The following is a 19729-nucleotide window of genomic DNA, read 5'->3' as shown; positions in this document are numbered from 1 at the left end:
ACGAACTGCATCAAATTCACCAGCGCCGACATCGAAACCGCCAAGGGCGTCGGCTCCATCTCGACCCTGACCTTCGATCTCGACATCACGGTCGAACCTGTCGCGAGCACCAACCCGATGGCCCCCACGCACCGCGTCCTCGGCCGCTCCCCGCGCGGCAAGCTGGTCGAATGCGGCGGTATCTGGAAGAAGCAGAACAAGGAGACCGGCGCCGACTACTACACGCTGACCATCCGCGATCACGGCTTCAACGCCAACCTCGGCAAGGCCGCGAACCAGGACGACCTGTCCCTTCAGGCCATCATCCCCTGGGGGCCCAAGGACGCCGCCTAAGCCAAAGGCCAGACCGCTTCGGCGGTCTGGCTATTTCTCGTTCTTGGGTGCGCCTGATGGGCGGGCCAAAAAGCTGATGTCCGAAGAACACGGCATATTTCGGACGCGGACGCACAAGGGGACAGTCAGTCTGGATAGGCCGCTGACGCGGCTTCGATCTTTCTGTTCAGTGACAACGTGCATCGCGCGAACCCGAGTCGGAACCGAATGTCCGCAGGGAGAGCTGGCAGCCAGCTGAGCGAGGCAAGCGAACTTCTCTCAGTCGAGCAACCCGCGCCTGGGTCGTGTTGGCGAAGCTGCCGGGGCGCCGAACTCACCCTGTACCGCGGGGATGGAAGCCGCGAACCAACGTCATGCATCCAAGGGCAACGTCTCACGTGAGGGTCACCGCCGCGCGCCTTTCCGTCGACCTGTTGGCCTTAGAGATCGCTAGCCCGGGGTCGAGCGGTCGGCAACGCCGGGGGCAGGTTTCTGGACGGCTTGCGCCTTGAGCGCTGCGGCGCATCGCTCACAACAAACCTGCCCCCGGCGTGCTCCATTTCATTCCGCCCCGTGCCGGGTGTCGCCCGCTCTCATGCCCCCGGTCTTTTCCACGATCCGTCCAACGACGATCAACGGAAAGGATCACACCATGACACTCGAACAATCCATCGACCTCGCCGAATTGCAAGCCGACATGGCCTTCGATGCTTACCTCGCCGCCTTCGATGAAGACGCCCATCCCGAAACCCTCGACAGCCTCGAGACCGAGGCGCTGATCGCCCGCAGCCGCTACGACGATCTGCGCACTCTGGAACTGGGTCACTGACCCAGATACCCCTGCGGGTCTTCGGATCCGTAGGGGTCTGACATCGACACTCAGAAGCATCGTGACGCTCGCAGTGGGTGTGACCCGCGCTATCTCGCGCGGGCCGTACTCGTGTTTCCGGCGCCCGATCCGTAAGCGGTTCGGGCGCTCGGACGGCTTGTCGTTGCGTGCTCCTTGAGCGCAAATTTCGGGAGCTTTTTCGACCTGGCTGTCCTGCATCGATGAGGGAGGAACCCGTTCCATGTTGCGCTGCGCAGCGGGGTCTTGACGGCGTCCAATGCCAGCAAAAAGACACAACACGCAAAACGTAATATTGCGCAATGTGATGTATTGAATTATAAGCGAAGGAGAGAAGGAAGACGTTGGCAGGATATGGCCAATGTTTGCACATTTTGTCCGAGGGGTCTGACCCGTGCCGAGGCCAGCGAAAAACCTGAAGCTTGAAGAGCGCATCGAGGTCGCGCGGCGCTTTGCGGCCGGCGAAAGCGCGAAGGACTTGGCGGCGGCATTTGGCATCTCTCCGCGTCATGTGAACCGGCTCGCGAAAGAGGAGGCGGGCGAGGGCATCGCTGCGCGCGATCCGAGTGAGACAGTGGCCTTCCGGGCAAGCCGCTCCGAGCTGGACGCCTTCGATGCGGAGTGGCGCGAACGGGGCTATGCAAGCCGGTCGCAGGCGCTCAATGCGGTGCTGCGCGGGCGGTGCGGTTTCCTCGATGTACCGCGCGATCTGGTCGCCGAATTCTGCGCCGCTTGGCGTCAGGCGAAGGATGTGAGCGACGCCGGACTGGCGCTCGCCAAGGCGGTGCATCGCGGTCGGCTGGAGGTCTCGGAGGCCGACCGCGTGGTGTTGATCGAACTGCTCGATCTTGCGCAGTCCATGAGCCGTGAGATGGGCCGGATGAAGGATGCGGCGCAGGCGCTGCGTCATCAGGAGTGGCCGCAAAAGGAAGAAGGGCAGGGACCGGAGAGCGAGGTTCTGGAGGATGGCCCGCGCACGATCGAGCGCGGATTGAGGCTTGTCAGGAATGGCTGACCTGCTCGCCCTATATACCTCGGTCATGGGGCGGCTCTGGGAGGATGAGCGCATCCGCGGTCAGGCCGCGGCGCGGATCGACGCGCGGCTGGCGGGGCGTCGGCAGGGGCGGAGCTTTGCGCGCGTCGGATCCCTGTCGGCGCGCAATGCGCTGAAGGCCGCGTCGGGGCAGAGCCGGGCGGCGGTCTTCAAGCGGATCCGGGCGGGGGGCTGCAAGACGCGTGCCTCGCTTGGGGCGCAAATCTCTTACATCAACGACAAAGCGGTCTACACCTATTCGACGATGACCAATGCGCTGACCGATGCGGCGGTGCTTTCTGAGGATCAGAAAGAGGACATCATCGAGGACTGGGCCGGAACCTGGCGCGGCTCGACCAAGCTCGGGTTCACATCGCACATGCTCCTGTCCTTCCCGACCGACGTCACGGTCGATCAGGTGCGCGACATCGCCATGGACTGGACCGAGCATTTCTTCGAGAGCGGCGAATACGGTGACCAGTGGGACTATGTCCTCGCGGTTCACGACGACCGGGCGCACAAGCACGCCCATATCATCCTGAACAACCGCGGCGTCGAGAAGGGCACCTGGTTTTCTTGTTGGGCCGAGGGCGTGATGTCGCCGCAACTGATGCGCGAGAAGCAGGCCGAAATCGCGGAAGGCTACGGCGTGATGCTTGATGCCACGACCCGGCTCGAGCGGGGCATCTTCGAGAAGCCCGCCGGGATCGAGGAAATCTACCGCGCCAAGGAAGAGGCCCGCCTGCCGCGCGAGATTGTCATGACGGTCCAGGAATCCGCCATTGCGCAGGCGCAGGTGGTGGGCTTCGCCAAGGACTACAAGAACCTCGCCGACCTGCTGGACCGGATGGACCGGCACCACATGGCCCGCGCCGTGCGCGGCATGGCGGACGGGCTTGGCTCGGGCACGCCGTGGAATTTCACCGAAGGAGAGATAGACATGAAGGACATCAAGACCGTCGGTGACGCGATCGACTATTCCGAACGCACGATCGAGGCGTTGAGGCTCAAGGCCGAGGAACTGGACCCGGCCGAGCGGGCCGCGTTCGAGGCCAAGGCCGCGCCGATCATCGCGGACCTGTCGCAGATGGTGCCAGACCCGGAGCTACGCGCGCGTTTCGGCAAGCAGCTCGAAGAACCCTATCCGCCGGGGGCGGGCAGCGAAGTGCTGATCGCCGCGCTTCAGTCAGGCAATGACGAGGGGCTGCGCGACGTACTGGAGCGTGCCGAAGAGGCAGGCATGGACAGCGAGGAGCTGGTGGCCCGGATCACGGCGGGTGGCACGCGGAACTACGGCATGGCACAGGACTGGGTCGAGCGGGACATGAACGCGGTTCTGGCGAAGGATGGCCTCAGCGTGGAGTCCGCCAGTGACGACCAACTGGATGCCGCGCTCGAGAAGGTCGACGGCGTGATGGACGCGCTGATGGAACGCGCCAAGGAGATGGGCGTCGAGATCGGCCGGACCCTTGCCGATGAGGAGGAGGCGACGCTGCCCCTCATCGACGAGGATGACCGGACACCCAATCCCTACCTGCAGGACCTCGCCGACATGCTGCGCGACGGCAAGCTCACCGAGGAACAGGAAGAGACGGTCGAGCGGACCCTGCAAGCCGAGCTCTTCAAGGAGTTGGGCGAAGAGGGCTTGGCCGAACTACGCCGTGGCAACTTCGAGGTGCTGGACGTGGCCCTGCCGAGCAAACTCGACCAGATCACCGTCACGCAGGAGTTCCTCGAGATGACCTTCGAGGAGACTGGCGACCAGGTCTTCACCGACTGCGCCGCCGGGTTGCAGCAGGACAAGGCGACCGAAGTGGCGCGGCTGCGCGGCCAGCAGGAGGCTCAGGAAATGGGGCGCGACCTTGGCCGTGACAGAGGACTGGATCGTGGTCTCGACGACGAGATGGAATTCTAAGGGGGAGATGACAACCATGACCAAGACACTCCCCCTCTGGGCCGCGCTCCTCTTCGGTGTGATCTGCGGCGCCGTCATCGGCACCATCGTCGCCGCCTTCTACCTGACCCTGGCCCTGAAAACCGGGTTTCAGAGTTTCGACATGTTGGCGCTTTGGAAGGCCAGCGCCGCCACCCGCGCGGCGCATCCCGACGCCTTCAAGGTTGGCTTCGGCGCCGTCGGCTTTGGCGCAATTGGGCTCGGCGCCTTGGCGCTGGCCTGGACCTGGAAGAAGGAGCGCGACGACTACGGCTCGGCTCACTGGCAGACCAAGGTGGAGCTGAAGAAGAACGACATGCTGCAGGCACCGGGCAAAGGTTTCGTCTGTGGCAAGCTCGGCGCGCCGACCTCCAAGGCCGAGTTCATCTCCTCGACCACCATCCCTCATGTGATGATGGTGGCCCCGACCCGCGCGGGTAAGGGGGTGGGTTTCGTGATCCCGAATCTTCTGAGCTTCGCGGGTTCGGTCGTGGTGCTCGACGTGAAGGGCGAGAATTTCGAAAAGACTGCGCGGCTTCGCGCACTGAACGGCGACGAGGTCTATCGCTTCAGCCCCTTTGACTGGGCCAACGCCACGCATCGCTACAACCCACTCGCGCGGATCGCCAAGGCACCGAGCTTCGCGCAGCGCTTCACCGAGGTCTCAATCCTTGCCGACCTCTTCCTCGACAAGGACAACAAGACCCTCGACACCTTCTCCGAGGCTGGCAAGTCGATCTTTGTCGCGGCCTGTCTACTGGCGATCCAGCGCGGCACGCCGAACCTTGGCGAGGTAAACAAGATCGTTGCCGGGGGCGAATACAAGAACGCCCAGTACAAGACCTATGCCGACGAGGCCGAGGAAGACATCCTGCGCGAGCTCTGGACCAATGCCTCGAGCGCCTCGTCGCGGCTGCTGACCTCGAACATCCAGGCCCTGATGACCGCCGGTCTCAAGCAATGGGACAACCCGGCGGTGCGCTCGGCGACCGAGGCGAGCGATTTCGATTTCTCGACCTTCCGCAAGACCCCGCAGTCGCTCTACATCGCCGTCTCCGAGGATCACATCGCAACCCTCGCTCCGCTCCTGCGCCTGATGTTTGCCGACCTCATTGCGTCGATCCGGCTGAACGAGCCCGGCCCGGACGAGCCCTGGCCGGTCATGATGATGATCGATGAATTCCAGCAGATGGGGGCGATGCCCTATCTCGAACGCGCGATCCATTCCTTGGCAAGCTATGGCGGCCGCGTCGCAATGATCGCGCAGTCTCTGGCTTCGCTCGACCGCATTTATGGGCCCGAAGGCCGCGAGAGCCTAGAGAACGGGGCAGGGCTCAAGCTCTACATCACACCGCGCGACCAGCGCACCGTGAAGGAGGTCTCAGCCGCGGTCGGCAGCACCACGCGCGAGGCCGTGACCCGCATGTATGGCCGCAACAAGGGTTTTCTCGGCGCGACTTCGACATCAGCGCGGCTGGAAGAGCGGCCGCTGCTTTCCGAGACCGAAGCGCGCCTGATGGACCCCGACGAGGTCATCATCCTCGCCTCGCCCCAGCATCCGATCAAGGCAAGCCGGATCAAGTATTACGATGATCCCTTCTTCAAGGAGATGCTGGCCCGCCAGGAGGGCAAGCCCTTCCCCTATCCACCGAGCGTGCAGGGTGTGGGGCCTTGGGGTGCCGACGGTGGCGACGAGGTCAGCGCTGATGAGCCGGTGAAAACATCCGAACGTGCGCCTGTCCGGGACCGTTCACAGCGCCGCGAAGCGCGCGCGATGAGCTTGAGGACGATGGAGGCCGGGCGCGGGCAACCAGAGCCCGAGACGCTCGAGCGGGAAGCTGCGGTGCCGAAGGAATGGGAGGCGGTGTTGGATGCGCGGGAGGATTTTATCGAGGAACTGTTGGGTGGGTGAGCGCCGTCGAATAGTCCCCTATTCGTCGTAGTAGGATTTCAAGTCGCGTCGCTCTTTCAACTGGGCGGGTCGGTAGGGTTTGACCTCGCCACACTGGGCGACTGCCTTGGCTCGCATGCGTTCTTCGACTGAAGGATGGAGTGGGAAGTCGTCGCCAACTGCGCGAATTCCCTTCTTCCAGCGGATGCGGAGTGGTCCAAAGGCTACCATCGCGTCTTCGCGGTGCTGCAAACCCAGAGGGTCAGGGGCGCGGTTCAAAACGTTCTCGTTGATCTGGATTGAAGGCACACACTCTTTCAATTCGTCGACCATCCAATCGAGGGCGATATCGCTCAGGCGGGACTCTGCCTCGGGATAGCTTCCGCCAATGTCGCTATGGCAGCCCGGGAACCAGACCTGCTTCAGCCACTTCGGCTCTCGATCTTTGGTCTCAATCGCGGCCGCCTTCGATGCCCATCCAACCCTTGGAAAGTCCGCACGGTCCTCGTCGATCGCCATGGCGTGACGGGCGTGTTGGACATCGGGATCCAGCCACTTGTCGTAGTTCCGCTTGTTCCACGCCGCGAAGTGACTCGTCTTGAGGATCTGCGGCCAATCCGTTGGGCGCCAGAGCTTCAGTTTGCGGTCGGGATCGTCGGAGAAATATTTGAAGTTGTCGAGCAACAGGGAACCCAGCTGCCAAAGAAGCGCGACTAGAAGTGCGCCGAGTGGGACAACCAAAAGCCAAGACCACCCGAGTGCAACGCCGGCGGCAAAAGCCGACCCGACCCCGAACGTTACGCCCCAGACCAAGGTGCGGACAACAGCCGTTCGCAATGATGCCACCGTGTCGAAGACCCCGATGAATGTTGGCTGAACGTTTCCCTGATTGTCTTCGCCTTCAATGGGAAAGCTCGAATACTTTTTGCGAAATCGTTTGCCGAGCTCTTCACGGTTCTTGAAGTAAGGATCTTGTCCGCGCGGTTTTCCAGCACCGTGATTATACACGAATTTTACAGCGTCCTTGGCGATCTTGCGCAATCCGGGACCGTGACGCGGGACCGGCGAACCATCAGGCATCTGCGTCGGGACACCGCAGAGGTTCATAACGTTTGCCAGTGCTCTTACTGTGTAGGCCCCGCGCGAGAACCCAAACAGCAACACACGGTCGCCGGGCTCGTAATGGGCGATGATCTGCTCGTAGCAATCGATGATGTTGTGGTCGATGCCAGTTCCGACGGCGCTTTCCAGGATCGGCTTGATCCGACCGAAAAACCCACCGCGTTCTCCTGTTCCCAAGCCCGGGTCGTAAAAAGCCACTTGGTCCTTCGGGCTAATTGGTGAATCTGGGCCGGGACGCATGGCTCGATACATTTTGTAGACATTCGATAGCCGTTGGTCCGGCCTGGCGCCACCCATCTGGCCGGTTCCGTCCGAGAATATGCATATGTTCTTCGCCATGATTTAGCTTTTGCCTTCGCTCGGACGAATTTCGATTGGCTTGGGACGTCCGCCTGACCGTTTTAGGGAGAAAGGAAGAAAGCAGTCGATTTCATCGTCGGAAAAGGTCATATCTTCTAGCTTTTTCAGTCGATGTTGCGCTTCCCGGTATGCCTTACCGTCAGTCTGTGGTGCGCTTGCATAAAGGGCTGCGAGAGCCGCCTGCAGTTCGTCACGACGCTCGATTGCCGCTTCGTGCTCAAGCCTTACGAGGTCCGTCAGAAGCGAAAGATAACACTCACGGACATTCCAGAGCTTTGCAGCTGCGTCGCGGTGCTTTTGGGCGATGACGCCTGGGTCGAAGTTTTTTAGGTAAGCGGCTACGAACAGCGTCAGGAAAGAGACCACGACGGTCGCGATCTCTACCCATTTCTGGTCACTTGCTATGACCCCGACTGCGCCGGCACTGGTAAGCGCTGAGAGCGCGATCTGGGCCATCTTGTATCTGCGCAAAGTAGCCGCGCAACGATCGGCCATACGTTCATGGGTCTTGTGGGTATAGACCACACGTCCGAAGCATTCCCTGACTTGGTCTTCAAATGCGATATCGTAGTCAGGCTGCATAGTCTTCGTCCTCGGCGTCTCGCACACGGATCGGTACACGGATCATGTCCCTTGCTATGACAACGCCACGGCTGACGGCGTAGCACTCGACGAGGTGATCGCCGCGGAAATTTGTCGTTTCTCGACGCTCGCCGCGTCCGTCGTCGCGTACGATCTGACCCCGGATCATATCGCGGCGCTCGGCTTCGTCACCTCGGTTCAGGACTTTCCAGTACAGCTCAATATCATCTGGCAGGTCCGATGTGTCGGAAAGAAAAAACCGAAGTTCTTTCTGCGGTCGGAGGATACCGTACCCTTCTAGTAGCTCACGGAGCATCGTAGGGCGGAACCCATCCTGCGTAACTTCGCAGTTGATGCGAAGATGATGGCGAATATCGACACGGAACCTGTCTTCAACAAACTGTTCAGTGTCTCTAAAGACATGGGAATACGCTGCGGACTCTCCCGCTGCGCTCTTCGTCACAGGTGCTGGATAGGCATTGCCGAACACGTCACGCCACTTTTGGCGCTCATTCTTTTGACCGCTGGCCTCGATTGCCTTGACGCACAAGTCATAGGCCTTCTTGGCCTTCGTCTCGAAGCGCTTCTTGACCCGCACTCGTTGCCGACTACCCAATGCGGCGTATTCGGATTGCTTCGGCTGATCGGCCAGAAACTTGAAAAAATCCCGGCACATCCAGTCATAATAGTAATAGCTTCGATCGTCGTATTCGTGTGTCGATTCTAGGAAATTGTACGCCAAGGTATCGATCAACAGCCCGCCCATGGCGATACCGTGTTTGTTTTTCCACGCCCTCGCCATTTTACAAAGTCGACGAAGATTGCGGTTCTTGCGCTTGTTGGCCTCGCGCATTTCATCAATTTCTGCCTGCGGCTTAGTGATCTTCCACGATCCGCCATTCGCGGTATCTGGGTATTTGTAACTACCATCATCCTGCTTGAACGCTGGCATCACTTCTATGTGGAAGTCCTTGTAAAGGACGCGAACAACCAAACGGTCCACACGTACCGTCGTAGACGGATAGCGACGCTTGATAGCTTCTTTGGTGTCTTGGAGCAGCTTGGTCTGACCACTGTTCTTATAGTCGTCCCATTTTCCGGCGGGCATGATGTAAATCATGTCCAAGTCAGACACACCCTTGATGGCGGTCCACCGTCCGTAGGATCCAACTTGGAGGCTGTTTGCTGTCTTGGATTCGGTATCTCGGAACTGCTTGTTAAGGGCAGCTGTAACCTCGCCGTACCGTAGCGAAATAGTTTCGGCGTTGTCGACCTGGATGTTTTCCAGAAACGCTTTGAAATCGTCGGAAATGCTCATTTGACCTCAACTTCTCTTCTGGAAACACACACCAAGACCGCCCGATCGCAGGGCTTGGCCTCAGCTTGCGCCCATGATTTTCTTTGCTTCTGCGATGGCTTTTGGCGAACCTTCGACATTCCAAGTCGCCTTGCCATTTCGAACCTGCTTGGTGACCTTAACTGGTTGACCTGTTTCGGGATCACAAAGGGTTCGCAGGCGTCGCTCCACCTCGCCTTCGGCCTTGGCAAGCATATCCTTCTCGATGCCGTCAAAGAACTGTTGGCTCGACATTTTGCGCCCGTTGCGTCTGAATTCTAGCATCTGCTCAATTCCCTAGTTCCCATGTCTTCTCCTGTATGCGCTTCTGCCCATCTACTCCGCGAGGAGGTTTCCAAGGCGAGATTGCTATCTTTCGCGCACAGTAGTTTTCGGGTTGGCCTTCCCGTACTTCGTCGTCACAAAACGACCACTTACAGCGCTTCGGTAGCTCCCGCCCGTGGACCCACTCTTTCCGGGCGCCTCTAGGACAGTCGTCCGTGGATGCGATTTCCCGTATGCCGTCGTGACGTAGCGACCCGACTTCGCGCTGCGGTATCCGCCGCCACCTTTTCCCTGGTTTGCCATGAGCTGCCCCTTTCGTTTCCAGTGCCCGATTCTTGTTGGTCATACTTAGGATGGATGGTTAACCGTGTGTTGTCAATGCAAGCACATGGGCATATCAATATGTTGAAAATACAAACATGATGTTTGAGATATTGACACAGCAATGACAAAAATGGTAACGGAGCGCATGTCAAGGGAACTGATACACAGGGCGTTCGGTCGTGCCGTGGCGACCCGAAGGAAGCAGCATGGCAACATGACCCAATTGGAGCTCGCTCAGAAAACGGGGCTCTCGCGTGCGTCGATTGCGAACATAGAGCGCGGTCAGCAGAATGTTGGCCTCCATCACCTTTATTCGATAGCCAACGCACTCGAAGTGTCTTCGTTATCTGACCTGCTACCTCCTCTGAGTATTGGTCAGGATAGGGAGGAAGAACCGCAAATGCGTACTAGCGAGAAACTGTCTGAAGCCAGCAAGGCAGGTGTAGAGCAACTCATCCGCAACGCTTTGAAACAGGGCGCGAAGCAGAGTACCGGACGATGAGTGCGGACAAAGAACGAGCAATCACGGCGGCGCGCAGAATCCTTGAAGAGCACAATATTCAACGAGCGCCAGTTCCCGTAGAGCGCATTATCAAGAGCCGGAACATAGTGCTTGATTACGCGCCTCTTGATGAGGACTTATCGGGTATGGCCTATAGCCAGGACGGTGTTTCGATGATCGGGGTAAACGCTTTGCACCATCCCAATCGACAAAGGTTTTCGGCGGCGCATGAGCTGGCACATCACGTATTGCATGAGGAAAGACTGCATGGCGAAGTCCACCTTTCCAAGGGATTGCGGGCATTGAGGCGCGATCAAGTATCTTCGCAAGGCACAGACCCGTTGGAGGTCGAAGCGAATACATTCGCTTCGGAACTTCTAATGCCTCACCAACTACTGCTGGATGCTTGTGGCAAAGAGGGCTTGGATTTGGATGATGAGGCCAAGGTCGAGAAGCTCGCCAAGAAATTTCGGGTCAGCGTGTCTGCAATGAAATACCGACTGGCCAGCCTCATGTGATTTTGGTGGCCACTTGTCGTTCATATTTTTTGACACTGAAACTACTGGTTTGCACGCTGGTTTCGATCAGATCGTTCAATTTGCAGCCGTCAGAACAGACAATGACCTCAACGAAACCGATCGGTTCGAATTGAGATCAAGAATCGATCCGAATGTTGTTCCGGACGTTCAGGCGATGCTTGCCAACGGTTTGTCAATTGAAGCACTGACAGACCAGCATCTTTCCACCCATTATCAAATGATGCGGGATTTGAATGAGCGGCTGGTGTCTTGGTCTCCAGCCATTTTTTTAGGATACAATTCCATAAGATTTGACGAAGAGTTTCTTCGCCATGCGTTGTATCGAACATTGCACCCTCCCTACCTTACGAGCTTTCATGGGAACGGTCGGAATGACGTTATGTCACTCGCTTTGTCCTGCTCGGCGTCTGGTGACAACGCCCTACGCGTGCCGCTCAAGGACTCAGGTGATCCAAGCTTCCGCTTGCATGATATTGCAGCGGCCAACGGCATTGCAGTGCTCAAGGCACACGATGCAATGTTCGACACGCAAACAACGCTTGAGCTCTGCCGCCTTGTGAAGAAGCTGAGCCCGGATCTTTGGCGAAGGTTTGTGCGTTTCTCCAACAAAGCTTCTGTTGCCGATTTTGTTACGTCGGACGAACCCTTCGTACTTACGGAGTTTTATGGAAACAGAGCATATCACACTCCTGTAGTTTTCGCTGCAAATGAACCCGACCAACCAAATGGCATGCTTTGCTTGAGCTTGGTCGAGCCAATCGAAGAGCTCGCATCAATGTCAGATGAGCAGTTGGCAATCTGGTTATTGAGCCCACCACGCCCAATCCGGAGAGTTCGATCAAACGCAGGTCCGACAATGATGCCACTTTGGGAAGCATCTGAGGAATTTTTCGTGGGCACCTCATGCGAAGAACTAGAGGATCGGGCCGCGCGAATTGTGGAAGACGAGGGGCTCAAAACTCGAATCGAGCGAGTCTTCTCAGAAAACCGTGCGCAGTATCCTGAGCCAGCTCATGTTGAAGAGATGTTGTACACCAAGTTTTCAAGTCGGAACGACGCCACGCTGTGTGATCGGTTCCACAGCGCTCCTTGGAACGAACGGCGCGCAATCGCACAGTCCTTCGAAGATGACCGACTCAAAGAACTAGCGCTGCGCATTTGCCACTTTGAATGCCGTTCTGCACTCGCACCCGAGTTGGTGCAGGCGATGGATGTCGATCTCGCGCATCGACTTATGTCTACCGACGCTCGGCCCCCGTCGGTTGAGCGGGCCCTAAAGAAAGTCGAAGAGGGGCGAGCGAGTTCCGAGTGTGAAGTGAGCGATATCGGGCTGCTGGAAGGCTATGGGGCCTTTCTTTCTGAGCGTCGGATAAAAATTATGAGGTTTCTTGAGGCGCAATAGGAGGTTGTAACGGTTCGTTGGGAAACCGCTGTATCGTATCAGGGAATGGCGACATTCTACTCCATAGGCGCGACGCCTCACCTACCCGGCAGATAGAACTCTGTAATCCCCCGCTTCCCCTCGACCCGCCCGAGCTGCACGATCACATCGATGGACTTGCGGATGTATTCCCGAACCTCGGCGAAGGTCAGCGGCGTTCCCGCCTGAAGCACCATGATCGCCAGCCGGTCGATGGCGAGTTCCGCGGTTTCCGCGTGGATGGTGGAGACCGACCCGCCATGACCGGTGTTGATCGCCTCGAGATAGGTCAGGGCTTCGGCACCGCGCAGCTCGCCGACGATGATCCGATCGGGTCGCATACGGAGCGAGGCCTGTAAGAGGGCGTTGGCGCCGCGTTGTGAGCCAGCACCGCGGTCGGCCAGAAGGGCGACGGTGTTCGGCTGGCCGGGGAAGAGCTCGAAGGCGTCTTCGATGGTGATCAGCCGCTCGTGCTCGCTCACATGGGTCAGAAGGTGGCGGGCGAAGGTTGTCTTGCCGGTCGAGGTGCCGCCGCTGATCAGAACGTTGAGCCGCGCCTCGACTAGGGTCTGTAGGGCGGCCTCGAGGTTTTCTTCGGCGAGACTGGCGATGTTTTTCATCTTCTCGGCGCGGAGCGCGTCGAGCGAGACGGCCTTACCGAAGAGATAGGCGGGGGCGTAATCCCGGACGCTGCCCGAGGCGAAGAGGCGGATGGTGATCGAGGCCCCGCGATCGATGGCGGGCGGCACGGCAACCTGGACCCGAAGGGGGCGGCCTGCATATTCCACCTTCCCGGAGACGAGGGGGTTCTTTTCAGAGACGCGGGCCTTGGCATCGCCGACGATGGTCTGGGCCATGTTGAGGGCTGTGGTCCGATCCACGGTCTGACCTTCGTGGCGCATGGTGGCATCCCCCGCGACCTCGAGCCAGACCTTGCCGTCGGGGTTGATCGCGATCTCGACCACGTCGTCACGCCGCAGGAGATCGCGGAACGGGTCGAGATAACGCTCGAGGTAGGAGGCTGGGCTTTCTGACTGGCTCAATAGATCACCACATCCCGGTCCACGAGCACGGTGACGGAGGCGCCCTGATCGACATAGATCGTGGGTGCGATCGACACCTGGTCGGCAATGACCGAACCGACAGCGTCCTGTAGGTCGCTGCCGACATCGCCCAGAACGATGCTGGTTGTTTCGTTGTTGGCACTCTCCGCAGCGACGGCCGGGGCCGCCCCGATCACGGAAATCAGCGCCGCCCCGCCGAAGCGCTCGGCAAACTTGGTGTCGACGAGACCAGTGAGGCCCGAGCGGCCAAGCTGGTCCCCGCCCACAGCGGCGATTTCCATCGAGGTGCCGTCCGGGGTCAGGACGCGGGTCCAAAGGATCAGGATGCGCTTCTGGTGCATTTCGATCTCGGAGCGGTATTGGCCAAAAAGGCGGGAGCCCCGGGGGATCAGGATCCGGTCCCCGGAAAACGCCGGAACCGGCTCGGAGACGACCGCGACCACGGAGCCGGGCAGATCGCTGTTAATAGCGGTCTGGAGCGCGGCCTGGATGACGGACCCTTGGGTCAGCGTGCGTTCGGGATGGGTGAGGCGGGCGGCTTCCTGCACTTCGAGCGGTCGCGCACTCTGCAGGAACGCCTCATTGCCTGAGAGGGCCGGTCCACTTGTGCCTGCGGCAGCAGGATCGGCCACCGCCGCGCCACTTTGGCCACCTCGCGGACCGTCGGCATAGACCACGGCTGGCGACTTGATCTGCGCGGTCAGAAGCTCCTCGGCGACCCGCTCGGCCTCGCGCTGGCGCTGCTCCTCTTCCTGACGGCGGCGTTCTTCGAGCAGACGTTGATCGGCGATCAGCCCTTCGCGGTCGAGCTCAGCCTCAAGGCCCTCGCGTTGCGCCCTCTCGGCATCGAGCATGGCTTGCAACCCGGCGATACGGGACTCGGTCTGGCGCTGCAGGTTGGCAAGCTCGGTTTCCTTCTCGGCGAGCGTCGCTTCTAGGGCTGACTTCTGTCCATCGAAGGCTTCGCGCAGGTCAGAAACGGCGGATTGGATTTCCGAGTTGCGCGCGGCCTGGCTGGCGGCGAGGGCCTCGCGGAGCTTGGCGATCTCGGCCAGCACCTCGGCGCTCGGTTCAGGGGCAGGGGCGGCGGGGACATCGAGCGCTGCCTCGACCGCAATCAGCGCGTCATTGACCCGCTGCTCGGTCTCATCAGGTGGAAACTCCAGCCGCCCGCCGGTGCCGGGGCGGCGATCCTGGAAGGTCTCGACATCGGAGGTCTCGAGCGCGCTGTCACCCTCCTGTAGCCCGGTGGCCAGGAAATACGCCACCCCGGCCCCACCAAGGGCGAGGGCGGCGGCGAGCGCGCCGACTCCGAGGCTGTTTCCCCGGCGTTTGGATTTGCCGCGCTGGTTGAATTGATCGAGGCGGTCCTGCAGGTCGGGAGGGGTTTGATCGGCCATGGTCAGTTGCTCACGTAAATCGCGCTGTCGTCGCGCCAGGCGCAGATCGCCTCATCGCCGATACGCAGCGTCCAGTAGGTGTTCACCCCGAGCACGCGGACGGTGTTGCCTTGTTGGGTCCAATTGACCGTGCGCTCACGGCCCTGATCGTCGGCTTTGAAGAGGGCGGGCTGGCGACCGTTCTCCGGGAAGACGAAATACGTGTAGCGCCCGTCGTCGTAGATATGGCTGGGGCGGAAATCCCCTTCTCCCGAGACGCGGTAATTGTAGTTCCGCGGGGCCTCAAAGCCTTTGGGCTGGGTGGCACCTGCCGCACGGCGCTCCTCGTCGGGGTAGCGGAAGCGCACCTCGAAGAACATGCCGGTGCGGTTCGGGATCGAACCTTCGCGCAAATGGAAGGAATAGGTGCGACGGTTGGTGATCACCGTCATGTTGGTTGAGGCCTGCGCCACATGCGGTTTGATTGTCAGCACATTGCCGAGCTCGGGTATCGGATCGACCTGAAAGCTCTCGGTGTCGCCGACGATCACGGCCTCGAAGCGCTCGCCTGCCCCAAAATGAATCGTGGTCGAATGCCGCAAGTCAGTTTCGATCCTGTAGACCTGGTTTTCATTGTAGATGGCAGTGCGGATGCGGATATCGAGCGGGCCGCCTTGCGGCGTGGCCTCGGCGAGGGCTGCAACAGGAAGGGCAAGCGCTAGGAGAAGCGCAGGTAGAGATCTCATTTGGGTCAGTTCTCCAGGGTCTCGGCGTCGACGCGGTAGGAGGTCACCACGAAGCCCAAGGGGTTGGCCCAGACGTCCTGAAGGCGCTGGCGGGTTTCGGGTTGGAAGTCGTAGCCGACGGTGGCCACGTAAGACCGGGTCACGGTGCGCGTGTCGCGCGGCCGGCGCAGCGTGCGGGTGAAACGGACCTGGGCCACGCCGCGCTCGATCTGGTTCACCGACTTGATCACCACCTCGATTTTGGCGTCGCGGCCATAGACGGTGATCGGGTAGTCTTCGTTGGTGGAGGACCAGAGATCGCGCAGAGTGCGGGCGGCATCGCCATCCGAGCGATCGAGGACCGAGTTGATGCGCTGCTCGCCGTCGGACAGGTCATAGGTCTCTCGATCATCCACATAGGCTACGAGATTGGCCTGGATGATGGCGTCGCTCTCGGAAAGCGTGAGCGCCTGGACAGCCGCAACCCGGTCCATCTCGCCGGTTTCCTTGTCGACCACAACGACGAAGGTCTCGGTCGTCTTGAGCGGAAAGAGGCTCGCGCCCGCGACCATGCCCGCCACGCCAACCAATACGCCTGCGGCTGCCACGAACCACGCAAAGCGCTCGCGCCGCCTTGGCCCGTAGATGAAATCCGCCTCGAAAGCGTCGCGGTCAGGCGCGGAGGAACTGGTCACAAGCTTCTTCAAAGTCGTCGTCTTTCAAATCAGAGTTTGCGGAAGGCCTTGGCGGCAGAGAGAAGCGCGCCGGGGCTTTGCCGGATCAACTCGCCGGTCTTCACCACGCCCGCATTGGCCATCTGGTTCAGCTCATGCGGGGATTTTCCGGTGACGAGGCGCGAGGTCGCGCCCGTGCCATACTCCCGCGTGTTCACAAAACCCTGCCGCGCGAGGCCCGTGAGGCCCACGGCATTCGAGGCAATGCCGACGACGCCGGTGAGGTTGGAGGCGATGTAGGGGACCGAGGCCATGATCCCGGCGCTGAGGATCAGGATGACGAGGAAGGGCAGGATGAGGCTGACGGTCTCCACGTCACCGGGATCGGCGGAGGCGTCCCCGATGGCTTCGGCGATCGCCACGATGATGCCTGCGGCCCCGGCGGCTGCGACGGGCATGAGCGCATAGCCGATGGTGGCGCGGGTCCAGGCCTCGAAGAGGGACTGGGTCGGTTTGAAGAGCGAGGTCACGATCATGAAGGGGGCGATCACGATCATCAGCGCGAAAACGATGCGAGCGAAAGCGATGATCCCGGCGGTGACAGCGGCAAAGACGGCAGAAAGGACGAAGAAGATCGCACCGAGGACCGCGCCGAAGACCCAGCCCGCGCGGTCGCCGATCGTGTCGCCATAGGCGGTGATGCGCGCGACCATGTTGTCGAGGCTCTCATAGACCCCGGCCTCGTCGCCCGAGCCGGTGAGCGCGAGGATCGAGGCACCGACGGAGTCGGGCACGCGCGTGACGATGTCATAGATGACGCTAAAATTGTCCCAACTCTGCGCGAATATCCCCACCAGTGCCACCTTCATCCCGAAGGCAAAGCCGGTGCCGAAGGGCAGGGGGCGGAGTTGCATCACCGCGTTGATCCCGAGAAGCACGACCAGGAGCGCGGCCCCGGCGGAGATCACGTCGCCAACGGCACCCGCCGAGGAGACAAAGCCGTCCTGTGCCACGGTATCCACCGCGGCGTCGACCTGGCTCAGAATGTCGCGAATAATGCCCATCTACTCGGCACAGCCTGCGGCAACTTGCGCCTCGAGTGCGTCGGCCTGTGCGTAGAGATCGAGCACCTTGAACGGCAGACGCGGATTGTCCGAGGTCTGGAACCGGGGCAGGGCGGTGAGCGCCTGATCCCAGGTGAAGTCGCCCAGTGGGCAGGTGCAGGGTTCCGAGGCGAGGGCTTCTTCAGCAACAAGGATGCGCAGGATCGCGCGGTAGCCGTTGCGCAGGTAGGTGGTTTCGGCCAGATCGGCGGGCGGTTTCGGGACACGGCATGCGTCGGCCTCGTCCCGCGCGATCGCCATCGAGCTGAAGGCTGTGTCGCCGGACGGGTCCGTGCTCGGTGCCTGGGCCAGCGCGGCACAGGGCAGGGCGGCCACGACAAGCGCGGCGAGACCAAGAGACCGAATTGGTGCCAAGCTGTGGGTCATGAATTGCCTCATGGATCCACCGCCATCGAGCGGAACTTGCGCTCGTCCGCGAGGGTCGCGGCATCGACAACGCCAAGTTGGCCGGCACTGACGCCTTGCGCCGCTTCCAGCCGCCAGATCTGGGTCAGGATGATGCCGAGCTCGGCGGTGACGCGGGTGTTGAGATCGACGGCGGCTTTCAGCCCGTCCTGATCGTCGATCAGCCCGACCATGGTCTCGAGCCGTTCAAGGCTTTGGCCCGCCTCTTCGTGGCTTTCCTGCGCGGCGACGGACAGCATGGCACTGGCCCCGGCCGAGGTGGCGATGCGGTTGTCGGCAGGCTGATCGGAGCCCGAGAGAGTGCTCAGGCGCTCCGAGTTGAAGCCGCTGCCCGACAGCACCCGTTCGACGGACGCTGACAATTCCGCGCCCGGATTGAACCCGCTCAGGAAATCGCCGCTGGCCAGCGACTGCGCGGTGTTGAGAGGGGCGACCAGCTTGCCGCGCAGCGCGCGGAATTCCTCGACGGTGGCGAAGAGTTCACCCAAGCCGCTGCCTTCAATGAGTGAGGTCAGTTGCGCCTCGAGGTTGGTGAGCTGCGACAGCTGGGTTTCCAGTTCCAGCCGCATGGTGGCCAGCTGCTGCATCTGGACGTTCAGGTCTTCCGCCATGTGCTCGAGCTGTGCCACGAGCTGACCAAGCTGCGATCCATCGAAGGTTGGGACGCCCTGGGCCGTTGCGGGTGAGGCGAGCCCGAGTGTGGTGACCGCAGCTACGGTCAGGAGAAGATGTCTCATTCGGGAACTCCCATTTGCATGAAGTCGCGCTCGGCCAGCCGGTCGGCGACGAGGTGCTGCGCATAGGCCGCCTCGCGCTGCTGGTTGGCGGCCATCAGCCGGACGCGGAGATTGAGGATGCGGCCGATCTCGGCCTTGGCGTAGGTGTTGAGCTCCCATGCCGCCTTGGCATTGGGTTGGGCGTCGATCTGCATGATGATCGCGCGCAGGCGATTGATGACCTGCTCGGTGGTGGCCGAACTGTCGGCGGCGTAATAGACGCCGGCCTCTGAGATGCTGGCATATTCGGCGAGCGCAAAGTCCGAGGGAGAGAGTGTGCCGAGCGCGTCGGCGCCGCCCACGACTGCCAGGTATTCGTTGTAGAACTTCGAGATGTTGCGCACGTAGCCTTGGGTCTCAGCAAAGGGCGGCACGCCGCCATACTCGATGACTCGACCCGGCCCCGCGTTATAGGCCGCAAGCGCATGGGGGATGTTGCCGAAGCGATTGAGCTGCGTGGTTATGTAGCGCGCGCCGCCACGCAAGTTGTCTTTCACATCGTAGCGGTCGACGCCGAGATCGGAGGCGGTGCCGGGCATGAGCTGGGTCAGGCCATAGGCCCCGACCGGGCTTTGTGCCGCGACGTTGAAACGGCTCTCCTGCTTGATCAGGGCCTGGAAGAGGCAGCGCCACTGGGTGGCCGAGAGGCCCGCGCGGGCCACACCCGGTGCGCCTGCGAACTCGCCCGCGACTTCGACGATCATCATCTCGACCGTCTCGCGGCCTTCGCCGAACAGACGGCTGTTCATCGGGTTCGGATCGGTGTTGGGATAGACCGCCGCCACCCCGAAATCCGCGTTCCCTTCGAGCGCACGGATATCGAAGCCGGGGCCGGTGATGGCCGCTGTCATCTCCTCGAGCACGCGCAGCTGGTCGGCCTGCACGTCCGCCAAGGTGGACTCGGTCCGATCCTTGTCCTGCTGGACGCCCAGATCCTCGGCCAGTGCCGTCACCCGCGCGATCGCGCGGCCAATCGCGGAATTATCCTGCGTCGGCACGCCCTGGGCATGCGCGGGCAGGACGCCAAGGCCAAGGCAGAGCCCGGCGGATATGATCGCCGCGCGGCTCATTCCGGACGGGGCAGGGGCTCGAAGCT

The 19729-nt window shown here is 61.1% G+C and carries 20 protein-coding genes; 8 read left to right on the top strand and 12 right to left on the bottom strand.

The features are described from left to right. From RBB18_RS17570 to RBB18_RS17550, 5 genes are all read left to right on the top strand, one after another. Window positions 1-333 (top strand): DUF736 family protein (locus RBB18_RS17570; protein ID WP_306111785.1); only part of this gene is annotated, 333 nt, incomplete at its 5' end. Between the two features lie 631 nt (window positions 334-964). After that, on the top strand, window positions 965-1141 hold the full coding sequence (locus RBB18_RS17565; protein ID WP_306111784.1) for a hypothetical protein: 177 nt from the start codon (window positions 965-967) through the stop codon (window positions 1139-1141). Window positions 1142-1553: 412 nt separating this feature from the next. After that, window positions 1554-2174: a helix-turn-helix domain-containing protein gene (locus RBB18_RS17560; protein ID WP_306111783.1), complete on the top strand. Its 621-nt coding sequence runs from the start codon at window positions 1554-1556 to the stop codon at window positions 2172-2174. Continuing rightward, window positions 2167-4107: a relaxase/mobilization nuclease domain-containing protein gene (locus RBB18_RS17555; protein ID WP_306111782.1), complete on the top strand. Its 1941-nt coding sequence runs from the start codon at window positions 2167-2169 to the stop codon at window positions 4105-4107. Before RBB18_RS17560 ends, RBB18_RS17555 begins: the two co-directional genes overlap by 8 nt. Before the next feature lie 16 nt (window positions 4108-4123). Beyond that, window positions 4124-6037: a type IV secretory system conjugative DNA transfer family protein gene (locus RBB18_RS17550; protein WP_306111781.1), complete on the top strand. Its 1914-nt coding sequence runs from the start codon at window positions 4124-4126 to the stop codon at window positions 6035-6037. Between the two features lie 18 nt (window positions 6038-6055). Here the strand turns inward: RBB18_RS17550 and RBB18_RS17545 are convergent, their stop codons facing one another. From RBB18_RS17545 to RBB18_RS17530, 4 genes are read right to left on the bottom strand one after another with little or no spacing between them, the layout of a single operon-like run. Then, entirely contained in the window at window positions 6056-7477 is a 1422-nt protein-coding gene (locus RBB18_RS17545; protein ID WP_306111780.1) for a DUF2235 domain-containing protein, read from the bottom strand. Between the two features lie 3 nt (window positions 7478-7480). Beyond that, window positions 7481-8080 carry an SLATT domain-containing protein gene (locus tag RBB18_RS17540; protein WP_306111779.1) on the bottom strand — a complete coding sequence of 200 codons (600 nt, stop codon included), beginning with the start codon at window positions 8078-8080 and terminating at the stop codon, window positions 7481-7483. Beyond that, the gene (locus RBB18_RS17535; protein WP_306111778.1) at window positions 8070-9398 is read right to left on the bottom strand and encodes a nucleotidyltransferase; all 1329 of its coding nucleotides are present in this window, start codon (window positions 9396-9398) and stop codon (window positions 8070-8072) included. Before RBB18_RS17535 ends, RBB18_RS17540 begins: the two co-directional genes overlap by 11 nt. A gap of 60 nt (window positions 9399-9458) precedes the next feature. Continuing rightward, entirely contained in the window at window positions 9459-9701 is a 243-nt protein-coding gene (locus RBB18_RS17530; protein WP_306111777.1) for a hypothetical protein, read from the bottom strand. A 445-nt stretch (window positions 9702-10146) separates the two neighbouring features. On the opposite strand from RBB18_RS17530, the gene RBB18_RS17525 reads away from it, so the two are divergent. From RBB18_RS17525 to RBB18_RS17515, 3 genes are read left to right on the top strand one after another with little or no spacing between them, the layout of a single operon-like run. After that, on the top strand, window positions 10147-10527 hold the full coding sequence (locus RBB18_RS17525; protein ID WP_371931675.1) for a helix-turn-helix domain-containing protein: 381 nt from the start codon (window positions 10147-10149) through the stop codon (window positions 10525-10527). Continuing rightward, complete coding sequence (locus tag RBB18_RS17520) at window positions 10524-11045, top strand: ImmA/IrrE family metallo-endopeptidase (RefSeq protein ID WP_089423616.1); 522 nt, start codon at window positions 10524-10526, stop codon at window positions 11043-11045. The genes RBB18_RS17525 and RBB18_RS17520 overlap by 4 nt, the downstream gene beginning before the upstream one ends. Before the next feature lie 13 nt (window positions 11046-11058). After that, window positions 11059-12468: an exonuclease domain-containing protein gene (locus tag RBB18_RS17515; protein WP_306111776.1), complete on the top strand. Its 1410-nt coding sequence runs from the start codon at window positions 11059-11061 to the stop codon at window positions 12466-12468. A gap of 77 nt (window positions 12469-12545) precedes the next feature. On the opposite strand, the gene RBB18_RS17510 is transcribed toward RBB18_RS17515, so the two are convergent. From RBB18_RS17510 to RBB18_RS17475, 8 genes are read right to left on the bottom strand one after another with little or no spacing between them, the layout of a single operon-like run. Continuing rightward, complete coding sequence (locus tag RBB18_RS17510) at window positions 12546-13529, bottom strand: ATPase, T2SS/T4P/T4SS family (protein WP_306111775.1); 984 nt, start codon at window positions 13527-13529, stop codon at window positions 12546-12548. Next, on the bottom strand, window positions 13526-14950 hold the full coding sequence (locus RBB18_RS17505; protein ID WP_306111774.1) for a TrbI/VirB10 family protein: 1425 nt from the start codon (window positions 14948-14950) through the stop codon (window positions 13526-13528). The genes RBB18_RS17510 and RBB18_RS17505 overlap by 4 nt, the downstream gene beginning before the upstream one ends. 2 nt (window positions 14951-14952) lie before the next feature. Continuing rightward, window positions 14953-15675, bottom strand: a complete 723-nt coding sequence (locus tag RBB18_RS17500) for a TrbG/VirB9 family P-type conjugative transfer protein (protein ID WP_306111773.1) — start codon at window positions 15673-15675, stop codon at window positions 14953-14955. A gap of 5 nt (window positions 15676-15680) precedes the next feature. After that, window positions 15681-16361, bottom strand: coding sequence for a virB8 family protein (locus RBB18_RS17495; RefSeq protein WP_306111772.1), 681 nt, complete (start codon window positions 16359-16361; stop codon window positions 15681-15683). A 17-nt stretch (window positions 16362-16378) separates the two neighbouring features. Next, window positions 16379-17392, bottom strand: coding sequence for a type IV secretion system protein (locus RBB18_RS17490; protein WP_306111771.1), 1014 nt, complete (start codon window positions 17390-17392; stop codon window positions 16379-16381). After that, on the bottom strand, window positions 17393-17818 hold the full coding sequence (locus tag RBB18_RS17485; protein ID WP_306111770.1) for a hypothetical protein: 426 nt from the start codon (window positions 17816-17818) through the stop codon (window positions 17393-17395). 8 nt (window positions 17819-17826) lie between these two features. Beyond that, complete coding sequence (locus RBB18_RS17480) at window positions 17827-18594, bottom strand: type IV secretion system protein (protein WP_306111769.1); 768 nt, start codon at window positions 18592-18594, stop codon at window positions 17827-17829. Further along, entirely contained in the window at window positions 18591-19703 is a 1113-nt protein-coding gene (locus RBB18_RS17475; protein ID WP_306111768.1) for a lytic transglycosylase domain-containing protein, read from the bottom strand. Before RBB18_RS17475 ends, RBB18_RS17480 begins: the two co-directional genes overlap by 4 nt. Window positions 19704-19729 lie beyond the last annotated feature (26 nt).

Origin of the sequence: Roseovarius sp. MMSF_3298 (genome assembly GCF_030733705.1) — a bacterium.
GTDB classification, from domain to species: Bacteria; Pseudomonadota; Alphaproteobacteria; order Rhodobacterales; family Rhodobacteraceae; genus Roseovarius; species Roseovarius confluentis.
Note: the sequence above shows the minus strand (reverse complement) of the source record. Positions and strands in the feature narration are given on the sequence as shown.

What these genes read in the sequence shown, in the direction of transcription:
- RBB18_RS17565 (WP_306111784.1), top strand. Translation starts at nt 965, where the DNA reads ATGACACTCGAACAATCCATCGACCTCGCCGAATTGCAAGCCGACATG.
- RBB18_RS17555 (WP_306111782.1), top strand. Translation starts at nt 2,167, where the DNA reads ATGGCTGACCTGCTCGCCCTATATACCTCGGTCATGGGGCGGCTCTGG.
- RBB18_RS17550 (WP_306111781.1), top strand. Translation starts at nt 4,124, where the DNA reads ATGACCAAGACACTCCCCCTCTGGGCCGCGCTCCTCTTCGGTGTGATC.
- RBB18_RS17545 (WP_306111780.1), bottom strand. Translation starts at nt 7,477, where the DNA reads ATGGCGAAGAACATATGCATATTCTCGGACGGAACCGGCCAGATGGGT.
- RBB18_RS17540 (WP_306111779.1), bottom strand. Translation starts at nt 8,080, where the DNA reads ATGCAGCCTGACTACGATATCGCATTTGAAGACCAAGTCAGGGAATGC.
- RBB18_RS17535 (WP_306111778.1), bottom strand. Translation starts at nt 9,398, where the DNA reads ATGAGCATTTCCGACGATTTCAAAGCGTTTCTGGAAAACATCCAGGTC.
- RBB18_RS17530 (WP_306111777.1), bottom strand. Translation starts at nt 9,701, where the DNA reads ATGCTAGAATTCAGACGCAACGGGCGCAAAATGTCGAGCCAACAGTTC.
- RBB18_RS17525 (WP_371931675.1), top strand. Translation starts at nt 10,147, where the DNA reads ATGACAAAAATGGTAACGGAGCGCATGTCAAGGGAACTGATACACAGG.
- RBB18_RS17520 (WP_089423616.1), top strand. Translation starts at nt 10,524, where the DNA reads ATGAGTGCGGACAAAGAACGAGCAATCACGGCGGCGCGCAGAATCCTT.
- RBB18_RS17505 (WP_306111774.1), bottom strand. Translation starts at nt 14,950, where the DNA reads ATGGCCGATCAAACCCCTCCCGACCTGCAGGACCGCCTCGATCAATTC.
- RBB18_RS17500 (WP_306111773.1), bottom strand. Translation starts at nt 15,675, where the DNA reads ATGAGATCTCTACCTGCGCTTCTCCTAGCGCTTGCCCTTCCTGTTGCA.
- RBB18_RS17490 (WP_306111771.1), bottom strand. Translation starts at nt 17,392, where the DNA reads ATGGGCATTATTCGCGACATTCTGAGCCAGGTCGACGCCGCGGTGGAT.
- RBB18_RS17485 (WP_306111770.1), bottom strand. Translation starts at nt 17,818, where the DNA reads ATGACCCACAGCTTGGCACCAATTCGGTCTCTTGGTCTCGCCGCGCTT.
- RBB18_RS17480 (WP_306111769.1), bottom strand. Translation starts at nt 18,594, where the DNA reads ATGAGACATCTTCTCCTGACCGTAGCTGCGGTCACCACACTCGGGCTC.
- RBB18_RS17475 (WP_306111768.1), bottom strand. Translation starts at nt 19,703, where the DNA reads ATGAGCCGCGCGGCGATCATATCCGCCGGGCTCTGCCTTGGCCTTGGC.